A 12,676-nucleotide genomic window follows, 5' to 3' on the forward strand; every position below is an offset into this window, starting at 1 on the left:
CACGACGACGCGGGCTGCGCCGCGGCGCGCGCCCGGCCCGAGGGCCGGTGCGCGGCGGATTCAGCCCGGACCCTGATCAGTAGCGATAGTGCTCGGCCTTGTATGGTCCCTGCTTCGACACGCCGATGTAGGCCGCCTGTGCGTCCGTCAGTTCGGTCAACTGCGCGTTGAGCTTCTTCAACTGCAGGCGGGCGACCTTCTCGTCGAGATGCTTCGGCAAGGTATAGACGCCGACCGGGTAGTCCGCGGTGCGCGTGTACAGCTCGATCTGCGCGATCGTCTGGTTCGCGAACGAGCTCGACATCACGTAGCTCGGATGGCCGGTGGCGCAGCCGAGGTTCACCAGCCGCCCCTTCGCCAGCAGGATGATGCGCTTGCCGGGTCTGCCATCCGCGGCGGGGAAGATCACGTGATCGACCTGCGGCTTGATCTCTTCCCACTCGTAGCCCTCGATCGATGCGACGTCGATCTCGTTGTCGAAGTGGCCGATGTTGCAGACGATCGCCTGGTCCTTCATCTTCGCCATGTGATCGTGCGTGATGACGTGATAGTTGCCGGTGGCGGTGACGAAGATGTCGGCCTTGTCCGCCGCGTAGTCCATCGTCACGACGCGGTAGCCTTCCATCGCCGCCTGCAGCGCGCAGATCGGATCGACCTCGGTGACCCACACCTGCGCTGACAGCGCGCGCAGCGCCTGTGCCGAGCCCTTGCCGACATCGCCGTAACCGGCCACCAATGCGACCTTGCCGGCGATCATCACGTCGGTGGCGCGCTTGATGCCGTCGACCAGCGACTCGCGGCAGCCGTACAGGTTGTCGAACTTCGACTTGGTCACCGAATCATTGACGTTGATCGCCGGGAACTTCAGTTCGCCGCGCTCGTGCATCTGGTAGAGGCGATGCACGCCGGTCGTGGTCTCTTCGGTGACGCCCTTGATTGCCGCCAGACGCACCGAATACCAGTGCGGATTGCTCGCGAGCTTGGCCTTGATCGCGGCGAACAGGATCGTCTCCTCTTCCGAGCCGGGCTTCGCCAGCACCGCGAGGTCCTTCTCGGCGCGCGCGCCCAGATGCAGCAGCAGCGTCGCGTCGCCGCCGTCGTCGAGGATCATGTTGGAAAAGACCTGCTCGCCGCGCGCCGCCGGCCATTCGAAGATGCGATGAGTGTAGTCCCAGTATTCGGTCAGCGACTCGCCCTTCACCGCGAACACCGGGATGCCCTCCGCGGCGATTGCCGCGGCGGCGTGGTCCTGCGTCGAAAAGATGTTGCACGAGGCCCAGCGCACTTCGGCGCCGAGCGCGGTCAGCGTTTCGATCAGCACCGCGGTCTGGATCGTCATGTGCAGCGAACCGGTGATGCGCGCGCCGCGCAACGGCTGGGCTGCGGCGAATTCCTCGCGGATCGCCATCAGGCCCGGCATCTCGGTCTCGGCGATGCGGATTTCCTTGCGGCCCCAGTCGGCAAGCTTGAGGTCGGCAACAACGTAATCGGTGAATTTGTCAGCCACAGTGTTCATGTGAACTCCTGAACGTGTGGCCGGGAAGGGGTGCTGCGGGTGGGCTCACCTCGTCACCCCGTGCCCGGCACGGGTTAAGGTGAGCGCAGTTCCGGGAAGCCGAGCCTGGGACGAATGTCTCGCAGCGCTCCTCGGCAGTGCAGGATTATAGCCGCAGGCGGCGGCCGATGCAGCATGCGCCCGCCGCAGGGGCGTCTTGTCGAGAGCTTCGCAAATGTAAGTGTTTAGTTTTTGGTTGCAACATGGGGTCATCCAGTCCACAGTGCGTGCAGCGAGTTTCAAGTAGCACAGTTGTTGTCTGGTCAGTATCTGTCGTTTCTGCAGTATTCCTCCGCGCACCACCCTGCCGTCTTGACCTTCGCCCTCACCTCCAGGGCAAGTCCCTTATTTTTTAGGAAGCTCAAGACATGGCAACAGGTACCGTGAAGTGGTTCAACGATTCCAAGGGCTTCGGATTCATCACGCCGGAAAGCGGCGGCGATGATCTTTTCGCTCATTTCTCCGCGATCCAGGGGCAGGGCTTCAAGACCCTGACCGAGGGGCAGCGCGTCAGCTTCGATGTGACCGCCGGCCAGAAAGGCCAGCAGGCATCGAACATCCGCCCGGCTGAGTAAGCGCCGACTGGCGCGGCATGGCAGCGATGCCATGCCCCCGGTCCCAAGCGGAACCGGGACGCTGGATTCCATCCAGATCGCCTCTTTACCGGAAAAGCCCGGCCTGCGCCGGGCTTTTTCTCTATGTGCTTTCCCTCCGGAGATATCGTCATCGCCAAGGAAGAAGTTATCGAAATGAGCGGGATGGTGGTCGAAGTGCTACCCGACGCCCGATTCCGCGTGACCCTCGACAATGGTCACAAGCTTGTCGCCTATTCCGCCGGCAAGATGCGCAAGCACCACATCCGCATTCTGTGCGGCGACAAAGTTTCGCTGGAGCTTTCGCCCTACGATTTGAGCAAGGGACGCATCACGTTCCGTCATATCGAGGGGCGCGGACCGGTCAGCCCCCAGCAACGCCGCCGTCGCTGAGCACGGTGCGCTGACTTCCGACAAGTGCCCGGTTACGAAGTAAAACTCCAGCAGGTCGCCGTTGCCGGCGGTGCTGCTCTGGAAATACGCTCTCTGCTCGATCTGCTGCAATATGCAGACCCGCTCGGCGAGGCCGAGGCCGCGGGAATCTCCCCGGCCTGCTGGCCGCTGTTTGGCCAGGTCTGGCCGTCGGCGCAAAAACTGGCCGACCTGATGCAAGTCTGGGAACTCGGTTCGCGCCGTGTGCTCGAGATCGGCTGTGGTCTTGGGCTGGCGAGCATCGTGATCCATCGCCGTTGTGGCGATGTGACCGCCAGCGATTGCCATCCCCTGGCCGAGGCGTTCCTGAAAGCCAATTTCAGGCTCAATCAGCTATCGGATCTGAAATACTTGACCGGTAACTGGGAGCGCGAGAATCCTGCGTTGGGTGAGTTCGACCTGATCATCGGCAGTGACGTCCTGTACGAACGCGCCCACCCCGACCAGTTGTCCGCCTTCCTTCACCTGCATGCGACGCCCGTGGCCGAAGTCCTCATCGTCGATCCCAATCGCGGCAACCGCAGCGCCTTCAGCCGCTGCATGGCCGACCTGGGTTTCGCGCTGACCGAAACGGTGATCGATACGCCATTGCAGGATGGAAGTCCCTACCGGGGACGTTTGCTCCACTACCAGCGGCACTGAGCGCCCTTTTCGATCGGCGTGGCGCTGCGCCAATTGTCTGCGTCGTGATCGGACGATTCTTGTCCGGGAATAATTGACGATCATCCCGTGTTTAGGTTGGAATCGACCAGACGCTCGAAAGGCGGGGTCGTATTCGTGACGCGCAGTCATTTCGAGTGCGCGTCGATCGGTCTTCATTTCCCAAGACGAGGATTATCATGAATAAACACGCCCTCTTTCTGGCCGGAGCACTCGTCGCCGCCGTTCCCGGCTTCGCGGTAGAACCCGCGCCGAACGGCATCACGCTGCCGGAAGGCTATCGCCAGTGGAAGGTGCTCTCGGTGCATCACCGATCCGACAACAATACCTTGCGCGCCGTTCTCGGCAATGATGTCGCGCAAAAGGCGGCGCGCGACGGCAAGACCAATCCTTGGCCGGATGGCGTCGTTCTCGGCAAGCTGGTGTGGAAGGCGGTCAAGCACGACCGCTGGGAAACCGCGGTCGAGCCGGGTGCCTTCATTCATGCGGAATTCATGATCAAGGATGCCGCGAAATATGCTTCGACCGGCGGCTGGGGTTACGCCAGATGGCTCGGCAAGGAGCAGAAGCCGTACGGTGCCGACGCGAATTTCGTGCAGGAGTGTTTGAACTGCCATATCCCGGTGAAAGATCGGGATTACGTGTTCACGCATCCGGTCCAGCTGCCCGGAGACCCGGAACGATGAGGGTGTGGCTTTCGAGCGTCCGCCGCGGCGGGATCAACTGCCGTGCAGTGCCTCGATGAGACCGAAGAGGCGGCGATAGAAGTCGGGGTCGGAGATCGTCTCCTCGCCGACCTTGATCAGCGCTTCCTTGTCCGACGCCCACGGCAGCGAAATCGAACCCACGCCCGCGACGCTGACGCCGGTGCTGCTTGCGGCTGATTTCAGCTCATAGCGCGTCTGCAGTGCGTTCGCGTACACGGCCGTGCCGACATTGCTCGGCAGGCACACCAGAGTGATGTTGAGCGTCATGCCATAGTCGGGTTTCGGCAGGAAGAACTTCTCGCCGCGGATGTTGTTCGGCCTGCTGCTATCGACCTGGTAGCCCTGGCTCAGCAAGGCGCGCTTGCCGATCTCGCAGGCCGCCGCCGGTTCGCGCGTGCTCCACGTGACGAAGGGGGATTCGGCGTCGAAATTCTCGCTGCGATAGGCGGGCGGCGGCGCCGAGGCGCAGCCGGCGAGAAGCAGTCCCGACAGCGCAAGGAATGGGACGCGACGCGCGAGATGGAGCATGGGAGGGTGTCCGGAAAGCTGTTGCCGACGCCGCCGATGCTGGAACGTCCCGTGGGTGGCTGGCCGATTCAGGGCGGCGGGCATCAGTATACTGATTGCCGCCCTGAACGGCGGGGCTGTTACAGTCCGGCGTCGGCGCGCAGCGCAGCGGCCTTGTCGGTCGATTCCCAGGTGAATTCCGGCTCATCACGGCCGAAATGGCCATAGGCCGCGGTCTTGCCGTAGATCGGGCGCAGCAGGTTGAGTTCCTGGATGATCGCCTTGGGGCGCAGGTCGAAGTGCTTGCCGATCAGTTCGACGATCTTCTCGTCGCTGACCTTGCCGGTGCCGAACGTGTCGACCATCATCGAGACCGGCCTGGCGACGCCGATCGCATAGGCGACCTGCACTTCGCAGCGCTCGGCCAGCCCCGCCGCGACGATATTCTTCGCGACCCAGCGGCCAGCGTACGCGGCCGAGCGGTCCACCTTCGACGGATCCTTGCCGGAAAACGCGCCGCCGCCGTGGTGTGCCGCGCCGCCGTATGTGTCGACGATGATCTTGCGACCGGTCAGGCCGCAATCGCCGTGCGGGCCGCCGATGACGAAGCGACCGGTCGGGTTGATCAGGTAGCGCACTTCGCCTTGCATCAGCTCCTTCGGCAGCACCGGCTTGACGATTTCCTCGATGACCATTTCGGTGATCTGCGCGTGCGACACGTCCGGGCTGTGCTGCGTCGACACGACGACGGTGTCGATCGCGACCGGTTTGCCGTCGACGTATTTGACCGTCAGCTGGCTCTTCGCGTCGGGGCGCAGCCAGTTCAGGCGGCCGTCCTTCCGCAGTTCGGCCTGGCGCTGCATGATGCGGTGCGCGTAGTAGATCGGCAGCGGCATCAGCGACGGCGTTTCGTTGCACGCGTAGCCGAACATCAGGCCCTGGTCGCCGGCGCCCTGGTCGAGGTCGATGCCTTCGCCTTCGTTTACACCCTGTGCAATGTCGGGCGACTGGCGGTTGATCGCGGTAAGGATCGCACACGACTTGTAGTCGAAGCCGATCGCGGAGTCGTCGTAGCCGATGCGGCGGATGACGTCCTGCGCGATTTCCTTGTAGTTCGGATGTGCGGTGGTGGTGATTTCACCGGAGATCACGACGAGGCCGGTCGATACCAGCGTTTCGCAGGCGACGCGCGCATGCGGGTCGTCGGCGAGGATCGCGTCGAGCACGCCATCGGAGACCTGGTCCGCAACCTTGTCGGGATGGCCTTCGGAGACCGATTCCGAGGTGAAGAGGAATTCCTTGCCCATGTACTGCTCCTGAAAACAAAAATCCCCAAAGCTTTTCCGGCGTTGCCGGCTCCGGGGATTTCGTCGAGCAGGCGACGCTTTAGCAGTATTTGTTTGCCACGACCGGTTAGGTGCGTTCGCGGCGCCGCCCTGCAAGTTGTCGTATTAACTCGGCGGCTAAGCGATAATTATAGTCCTTGTATTCAGTCGGTCAAATACGCGGGTGTTTTGCCCCTGCCCATACCGTTCTTCATGTGACCTTGATCGTCGATTTTCTCTTCCGCGTCCTGTCCCGGCTGCCACTCGCTTGGCTGCACCGGCTGGGCGGCTGGGCCGGCTGGCTGGCCTGGCGCTTCTCGCCGTCCTATGCGCGCCGGCTGGACGAAAACCTCGCGCGTGCCGTCGGCCGTTCGGACCTGGCCTTGCGCGATGCGGCCATCGCCGAGGCCGGGCGCCAGGCACTGGAGCTGCCTTTCGTGTGGCTGCGGCCACAGGACGAGGTGCTCTCCCGCATCGTACGCGTGGAAGGGCGCGAGCTGATCGAGCAGGCACGCGCGGAGGGCGCCAGTGTGCTGTTGTTGACGCCGCACCTGGGGTGTTTCGAAATGTGCGCGCAGTATTGTTCGACCCATGCACCGATCACCGTGCTCTACCGGCCGCCGCGCAAAGCGGCGCTGCAGCCGCAGATGGAAGCCGGGCGCGCGCGCGGCGACATCCGTGTGGCGCCGGCCGACGTGTCGGGTGTGCGGCGGCTGGTGAAGGCGCTGCGTAGCGGCGAGATGGTCGGCATGTTGCCGGACCAGGCACCGGGGCAGGGCGAAGGCGTGTGGGCGCCGTTCTTCGGCCGGCCGGCGTGGACGATGACGCTGGCGGCGCGCTTGTCGGAAGTGAAGAGCGTCAAGGTCATTATGGTATGGACCGAGCGCCTGCCGCGTGGCGCGGGTTACGTGCTGCGCCTGTCGGCACCGGTCGAGCCGATTGAAGGCACGCTGGAGGAGCGCTGTGTGGCGATCAACCGCGAGATCGAGCGCCTCATCCTCGCCTGCCCGGCCCAATACCTGTGGGGCTACAACCGCTACAAGCGCCCCGCTGGCGTGGCCGCGCCGCCGGATGACGCGCAATGCTGAGACGCATCCCGAGCCAGCTTGCCGTCGCGCTGTTCTGGCTGCTGCACTGGCTGCCGTTGCCGCTGCAGGCGGTCATCGGCGAGAGCGTCGGCGAGCTCCTGTACCGGTTCGCGAGCCGGCGCAGGCATATCGTGATGGTCAACCTGCGCCTGTGCTTGCCCGAGCTGGACGTCACCGAGCGCCAGCGCATCGCGCGCGCGCATTTTCGTGCGCTCGGGCGCAGCATTCTCGAGCGCGGCCTGTTGTGGTGGGCGAGTGCCGAGCGGCTCAAGCGCATGATCCGGCTGGAGGGCGCCGAGCGTCTGCGTGCGCTGCTCGACGACGGGCGGCCGGTGATGCTGCTGGCGCCGCATTTCCTCGGCCTCGACATGGGGGGCGCGCGCATCGCGATGGAATTCAACTGTGTCAGCATCTACGCGCGACAGAAGAACGCGGTGTTCGACCACTGGCTGTTCCATGGCCGCAGCCGTTTCGGTGATCAGCAACTGCTGTCGCGGCAGGATGGCGTGCGCGGGACGGTCAAGGCAATGAAGGCCGGGCGTCCGTTCTACTATTTGCCGGATATGGATTACGGGCGCGAGGACTCGATCTTCGTTCCCTTCTTCGGCGTGCCGGCGGCCACGATCACCGGTCTGTCGCGGCTATCGCGCCTCACGCGCGCCGCGGTGGTGCCATGCGTCACGCGCATGCTGCCCGGTGGGGGCGGCTACGTCGTCGAGCTGGGCGAAGCGTGGGCGGACTTCCCGACGGCAGACGTCGAAGCGGACACGACACGCATGAATCGCTGGATCGAGTCGGTGGTGCGCACGATGCCCGAACAGTATTACTGGGTGCATCGTCGCTTCAAGACCCGTCCGCCGGGCGAGGCCCGGCCGTACTGAGCCGGTCCGGGCGGGTGTCGCTGGACTCCCCCCGGTGGCTGCGCGAAAATCCCCGGATTCGCCTTGCGCGGATTCACTTGATCACCTGTGAGCAGAAGATTCGCCATGCGCCTGCGCTTTGCCAAAATGCACGGACTCGGTAACGATTTTGTCGTCATCGATGCCATCCGTCAGCACGTCGAACTCACGCCCGAGCGTGTGCGCTTCCTCGCCGACCGCCATTTCGGTGTCGGTTGCGACCAGCTGCTGGTGGTCGAGCCGGCGACGCAGCCGGACGTCGATTTCCGCTACCGCATCTTCAACGCCGACGGTGGCGAGGTCGAGCAGTGCGGCAACGGTGCACGCTGCTTCGTGCGCTTCGTGCACGAGCAGAGGCTCACCGCGAAACGCGAGATTCGCGTCGAGACGCGCTCGGGCGTGATCGCGCCGCGGCTTGAGGAAAATGGCCTCGTGACCGTCGACATGGGGGTTCCGGTGCTGGAGTCGGCGCGCGTGCCCTTTGTGTCGGACTCGGACGCGGTCGTTCAGCTGCTCGATGTCGGTGGCACGAGCGTCGCAATCAGCGCAGTGTCGATGGGCAACCCGCACGCGGTGCAGGTGGTGGCCGACGTCAATGGCGCGCCGGTGGCCAGTCAGGGGCCGCTGATCGAGCACCATGAGCGCTTCCCGGCGCGCGTGAATGCCGGCTTCATGCAGGTGCTCGACGCGCATCGCATTCGCCTGCGTGTGTTCGAGCGTGGCGCGGGCGAAACCTTGGCCTGCGGCACCGGCGCCTGCGCGGCGGTGGTCGCAGGTATCCGGCGCGAGCTGCTGAGTTCGCCGGTGCGCGTGGAAACCCGCGGTGGCGAGCTCGAAATCGTCTGGGCGGGCGTGGGTCAGCCGGTGCTCATGACCGGTCCGGCGGTGACTGTTTTTGAAGGCGAGATCGAACTCGCATGATTGAGCCGGGCGCGGTGTCATCGCCGACATGCACTGGATGCACCTGCCCGATTGCAGCCGAACACGATGGGGCGCGACCGCGCCCGACAGGAGTTGTAGCGCCATGAATGCTGCTGATGTCGCACGCTATCTCAAGGAACATCCGGATTTTCTCGCCGACCATGGCGATCTGTTCACCCAGCTGACCGTGCCGCATCCGCACGGCGGGCAGGCGATCTCGCTGGCGGAGCGGCAATTGCACGCGCTGCGAGACAAAATCCGCCTGCTCGAAAGCAAGCTCGCGGAGCTGATCCGCTTCGGCGAGGAAAACGACGAGATCGGCGAGAAGGTGCACCGGCTGACTCTCGCGCTGCTCGAAGCCGAGGACTACGAGAGCCTGCGCTATGTGCTGTTCGAGAACATGCGCGACGACTTTTCCGTGCCGAACGTCGCGCTGCGCGTGTGGAACAGCGTGTTGACCCGCGACGGCGACGATTTTGTGCCAGTGAGCGAGGCAGTGCGCTTTTTCGCCGGCGACCTGCGTCATCCCTACTGCGGTGCGCCGGTGAATCTCGAGGTGCTCGAATGGTTCGGCGGTGCCGCGCCGCATGTCCGTTCGGTGGCGCTTGTGCCGCTGCGCCGCGACGCCCAGGTGTTCGGCCTGCTGGCGCTCGGCAGCGAGGAGGCCGAGCGCTTCTATCCCGAGATGGGCACCCTCTATCTGTCGCGCATCGGCGACCTGGTGGCCTCGGCGTTGCGTCGCCAGCTCGGCTGATCATGACGGACGGCGGCGCTCAGTCCGGCATCCCGGCCGCAGTGGCGCCCGAGTGGCTCGACGCCTATCTCGATTACCTCGCGACCCAGCGCCGCGCCGCGCCGTTGACGCTGGAAAATTACCGGCGCGATCTCGAACGCCTGCATCTGCTGTGCGCGGGCCGAGCGCCGCAGGATCTCGCCGGCCATGACATCCGCCATTTCGTCGCACGCCTGCATGGGCAGGGGCTGGGCGGGCGTTCGATTGCGCGCGTGCTGTCGGCGTGGCGCGGGCTGTTCCGCTGGTTCATTCGGCAGCGCGGCCTGTTGTCCGTGAATCCCGCCGAAGGTGTGCGGCCGCCGAAAACTCCACAGCGTCTGCCGAAGGCCTTGTCGCCGGATCAGGCGCAGGCGATGCTCGATGCGGAGCCCGAGGACGCGCTTGAAGTGCGTGATCGGGCGATGTTCGAACTCCTGTATTCGTCCGGCCTGCGCCTGGCCGAGTTGGCGTCGCTCGACGTCGGCGGGGGACTGGATCTGACCGAGTGCATGGTCACGGTGTGCGGCAAGCGCGGCAAGACGAGGACGGTGCCGGTCGGCACGCAGGCGACCGCGGCCTTGCGCGCGTGGCTCGCACAGCGCGAGACGTTCGTTCCCGCGAGTAATGTCGCGGGCGAGCCTGCGCTGTTCGTCACCCGCAGTGGCGGACGCATGAGTTCCGGGGCAATCCGCTCGCGCCTGGAACGCTGGGCCAGGACGCGCGGTCTCGGCGTGCATGTCCATCCGCACATGCTGCGGCACAGCTTCGCCAGCCATCTGCTGCAATCGAGCGGTGACCTGCGCGCGGTGCAGGAGCTGCTCGGTCACGCCAGCATCCGCAGCACGCAGGTGTATACGCATCTTGACTTTCAGCACCTGGCCAAGGTTTATGACGCCGCCCATCCGCGGGCAAAGAGGCGCTAAACGAGCACCGTTTCGGTGCGCAGTTGTGACTTTCTGCTCATTCTGGGCAGCCCATTTCCGGAATGCCACGACCGTCTGCGCTATGCTCGCTGCAACAAGTCGTGAAATCTTTTGAAACATCGGATCAATCGAGTCTGCCTAATGTCCGTCGTTGCGGACAGCGGGAGCAAGGCAGTCATGCCACGCCATAACAAATCCATACAGAGCTCGGGTGCCGGCGATGGTGCCAACAACGGGGTTGATGCGTCCGGTGACGGTTGCACCGCCGCGCTGCGTGCCGCCGCCGTGATGCTTGCGCGTTATCAGATCTACAGCCTGCGACGTTTGTTCGAGGAATTCGAGCGCGACATTCTCTTGCCCCTCCTGCTTGGCGAGATCGCGCTGCACAACATCGGCGCGCTCGAGAACAGCGGGGAGTCGGTATTCAGCGGCGATGCCGAGCAGATCGCTTACACCTTGCGCCCCTGCAACGCCTACTCGATCGCCGCGGCGACCGGGCTGCCGCGCGAAACGGTGCGGCGCAAGATCGTGCGTCTGGTGGAGCTGGGCTGGATCACCCGGCAGGAAAATGGCCACCTCTATCTGACTCCGCGGGCGATCGAACATTTCGGCAAGCTGCTGGGTTCGCGGGATCTACCCGAACTGCTCGACGCCGCCGAGCGCATCCGCCGCCGCATCGCGCGCTGAACCGCGCTGGCGATGAGCGGCGCGTGGTGTACACTCTCGCGCCTGACTCCTTGATGCGGTGCGCCCCCGATGTCCAAGCTCGTTCTGAATCCCGGCAAGGAGCGTTCGCTCCTGCGCCGCCATCCCTGGGTGTTTGCCGGTTCGGTGGCCCGCCTCGATGGACGCGCCAGGCCCGGCGACACCGTCGACGTCGTTGCCGATGACGGCCGCGTGCTGGGGCGGGCAGCGTGGTCGCCGGAATCCCAGATTCGTGCGCGCATGTGGTCCTTCGCACCGGACACGGTGATCGACCATGCCTTCTTCAAGCGCCGTGTCGCCGAGTCGGTGGCACGGCGCGCGACGCATCCGCTGCTCGCCAATGAGAGCGGCCTGCGCCTGATCCATGGCGAATCGGACGGTCTGCCGGGCGTGATAGCCGACCGCTTCGGCGATGTCGTCGTGGTACAGCTGACCGGCGCCGGCGCGGAAAAATGGCGCGACGCGATCGTCGCCGGACTGGTGCAGGCGACCGGCTGCACGGCGGTGTATGAGCGTTCGGATTCCGATGTGCGCAGCCTCGAAGGTCTGGGGCCGAAGACCGGCTGCGTGTATGGCGAACTGCCCGAGGGCGCGCTGACCATCGTCGAGAACGGCGTGCGCATGGAGGTCGATGTCGTTGCCGGGCACAAGACCGGCTTCTATCTCGACCAGCGCGACAACCGCCGTCTTACCGGTCTGCTGTCGGCCGGCCGCAGCGTGCTCAACTGCTTCTGCTACACCGGCGGCTTCTCGCTGCAGGCGCTCGCCGGCGGGGCGACTTCGGTGCTGTCGATCGATTCCTCGGGGCCGGCGCTCGACGGCGCGCGGCGCAACATGACGCTCAACCCGCAGCTCGACGCAGGGCGTGCCGAATGGATGCAGGCCGACGTGTTCGAGGCGCTGCGGGCGCTGAAGAGCGAAGGGCGGCGCTTCGACCTGATCGTGCTGGATCCGCCCAAGTTCGCGCCGTCTGCCGCGCACGCCGACCGTGCTGCGCGGGCCTACAAGGACATCAACCTGTTCGGTTTCCGCCTGCTCAACCCCGGCGGCATCCTGATGACGTATTCGTGTTCCGGCGGCGTCGGCCTGGAACTGTTCCAGAAGATCGTCGCCGGCGCGGCGAGCGATGCCGGTGTGGATGCGCGCATCCTGCATCGCCTGTCGGCATCGGCGGACCATCCGATCGGGCTGGCGGTGCCGGAAGGCGAATACCTGAAGGGGCTCACCGTTCAGGTTGGCTGATCATCCTTCTGGCCGGGCGTGCGCCAGTCCGGGTTGGGACCGCGCTCGCCGAGCGTGAAGGCGGCGCTGACGAAGCCCAGCGCGAGCAGGATCAGCAGGAAATAATGGACCTGCCAGCGCTGCGATGCCGTGCCGACCGGGCCGCGCGCAGCCTGGCGTATCGCCATCACGCCGATACCGGCGATGGTCAGCAGGCCTGCACCGAGTAACTGCGAGGACAAGCCGCCGAGAAACACCCCCTGTGACGGATCGAAACGGTCGGGCCAGAAGAACGACGGGCCCTGCAACAGGTAGGCGCCGCCGAACACGCACAGCACGATCGTAAACGCGATTAAGGTGCGCATCGC

Annotated in this window: 15 protein-coding genes and 1 riboswitch; of the genes, 11 read left to right on the forward strand and 4 right to left on the reverse strand. The window is 65.0% G+C overall.

The window, feature by feature from the left end:
* Positions 1-76: 76 nt before the first annotated feature.
* Positions 77-1,516, reverse strand: coding sequence for an adenosylhomocysteinase (gene ahcY, locus GPA25_RS13950; protein WP_169261014.1), 1,440 nt, complete (start codon positions 1,514-1,516; stop codon positions 77-79).
* A 74-nt stretch (positions 1,517-1,590) separates the two neighbouring features.
* Positions 1,591-1,655: riboswitch (S-adenosyl-L-homocysteine riboswitch) on the reverse strand.
* Between the two features lie 268 nt (positions 1,656-1,923).
* Here ahcY and GPA25_RS13955 point away from each other — a divergent pair.
* The 4 genes from GPA25_RS13955 (at position 1,924) to GPA25_RS13970 (ending at position 3,926) form a co-directional block, all read left to right on the forward strand.
* Positions 1,924-2,130 (forward strand): cold-shock protein, encoded by a 207-nt coding sequence (locus GPA25_RS13955; protein ID WP_169261015.1) that lies wholly within the window; start codon positions 1,924-1,926, stop codon positions 2,128-2,130.
* A 150-nt stretch (positions 2,131-2,280) separates the two neighbouring features.
* Positions 2,281-2,541 carry a translation initiation factor IF-1 gene (gene infA, locus GPA25_RS13960; RefSeq protein WP_169261048.1) on the forward strand — a complete coding sequence of 87 codons (261 nt, stop codon included), beginning with the start codon at positions 2,281-2,283 and terminating at the stop codon, positions 2,539-2,541.
* Positions 2,542-2,565: 24 nt separating this feature from the next.
* Positions 2,566-3,222: a methyltransferase domain-containing protein gene (locus tag GPA25_RS13965; RefSeq protein ID WP_169261016.1), complete on the forward strand. Its 657-nt coding sequence runs from the start codon at positions 2,566-2,568 to the stop codon at positions 3,220-3,222.
* A gap of 155 nt (positions 3,223-3,377) precedes the next feature.
* Positions 3,378-3,926 carry a cytochrome P460 family protein gene (locus tag GPA25_RS13970; protein WP_343034931.1) on the forward strand — a complete coding sequence of 183 codons (549 nt, stop codon included), beginning with the start codon at positions 3,378-3,380 and terminating at the stop codon, positions 3,924-3,926.
* A gap of 33 nt (positions 3,927-3,959) precedes the next feature.
* Here the strand turns inward: GPA25_RS13970 and GPA25_RS13975 are convergent, their stop codons facing one another.
* Both GPA25_RS13975 and metK read right to left on the reverse strand, forming a co-directional pair.
* Positions 3,960-4,475 carry a DUF2242 domain-containing protein gene (locus GPA25_RS13975; RefSeq protein WP_169261017.1) on the reverse strand — a complete coding sequence of 172 codons (516 nt, stop codon included), beginning with the start codon at positions 4,473-4,475 and terminating at the stop codon, positions 3,960-3,962.
* 119 nt (positions 4,476-4,594) lie between these two features.
* Positions 4,595-5,761 (reverse strand): methionine adenosyltransferase, encoded by a 1,167-nt coding sequence (gene metK / locus GPA25_RS13980; RefSeq protein WP_169261018.1) that lies wholly within the window; start codon positions 5,759-5,761, stop codon positions 4,595-4,597.
* Positions 5,762-6,000: 239 nt separating this feature from the next.
* Between metK and GPA25_RS13985 the strand changes: the two genes are divergently transcribed.
* The 7 genes from GPA25_RS13985 to GPA25_RS14015 all read left to right on the forward strand — a co-directional run bounded on the left by GPA25_RS13985 (position 6,001) and on the right by GPA25_RS14015 (position 12,329).
* Entirely contained in the window at positions 6,001-6,867 is an 867-nt protein-coding gene (locus GPA25_RS13985; protein WP_246265691.1) for a lysophospholipid acyltransferase family protein, read from the forward strand.
* Positions 6,861-7,748 (forward strand): lysophospholipid acyltransferase family protein, encoded by an 888-nt coding sequence (locus GPA25_RS13990; protein ID WP_169261020.1) that lies wholly within the window; start codon positions 6,861-6,863, stop codon positions 7,746-7,748. The genes GPA25_RS13985 and GPA25_RS13990 overlap by 7 nt, the downstream gene beginning before the upstream one ends.
* A 105-nt stretch (positions 7,749-7,853) precedes the next feature.
* Positions 7,854-8,687 carry a diaminopimelate epimerase gene (gene dapF, locus GPA25_RS13995; protein ID WP_169261021.1) on the forward strand — a complete coding sequence of 278 codons (834 nt, stop codon included), beginning with the start codon at positions 7,854-7,856 and terminating at the stop codon, positions 8,685-8,687.
* 103 nt (positions 8,688-8,790) lie between these two features.
* Positions 8,791-9,441, forward strand: coding sequence for a DUF484 family protein (locus GPA25_RS14000; RefSeq protein ID WP_169261022.1), 651 nt, complete (start codon positions 8,791-8,793; stop codon positions 9,439-9,441).
* A gap of 2 nt (positions 9,442-9,443) precedes the next feature.
* Positions 9,444-10,382 (forward strand): tyrosine recombinase XerC, encoded by a 939-nt coding sequence (gene xerC / locus GPA25_RS14005; protein WP_169261023.1) that lies wholly within the window; start codon positions 9,444-9,446, stop codon positions 10,380-10,382.
* A 177-nt stretch (positions 10,383-10,559) separates the two neighbouring features.
* Positions 10,560-11,069, forward strand: a complete 510-nt coding sequence (locus GPA25_RS14010) for a hypothetical protein (protein WP_246265686.1) — start codon at positions 10,560-10,562, stop codon at positions 11,067-11,069.
* Between the two features lie 69 nt (positions 11,070-11,138).
* Entirely contained in the window at positions 11,139-12,329 is a 1,191-nt protein-coding gene (locus GPA25_RS14015) for a class I SAM-dependent rRNA methyltransferase (protein WP_169261024.1), read from the forward strand.
* Here GPA25_RS14015 and GPA25_RS14020 read toward each other — a convergent pair.
* Complete coding sequence (locus tag GPA25_RS14020) at positions 12,317-12,673, reverse strand: hypothetical protein (RefSeq protein ID WP_169261025.1); 357 nt, start codon at positions 12,671-12,673, stop codon at positions 12,317-12,319. The genes GPA25_RS14015 and GPA25_RS14020 overlap by 13 nt on opposite strands.
* Positions 12,674-12,676 lie beyond the last annotated feature (3 nt).

Source organism: Aromatoleum diolicum (genome assembly GCF_012910955.1).
GTDB lineage: Bacteria > Pseudomonadota > Gammaproteobacteria > Burkholderiales > Rhodocyclaceae > Aromatoleum > Aromatoleum diolicum.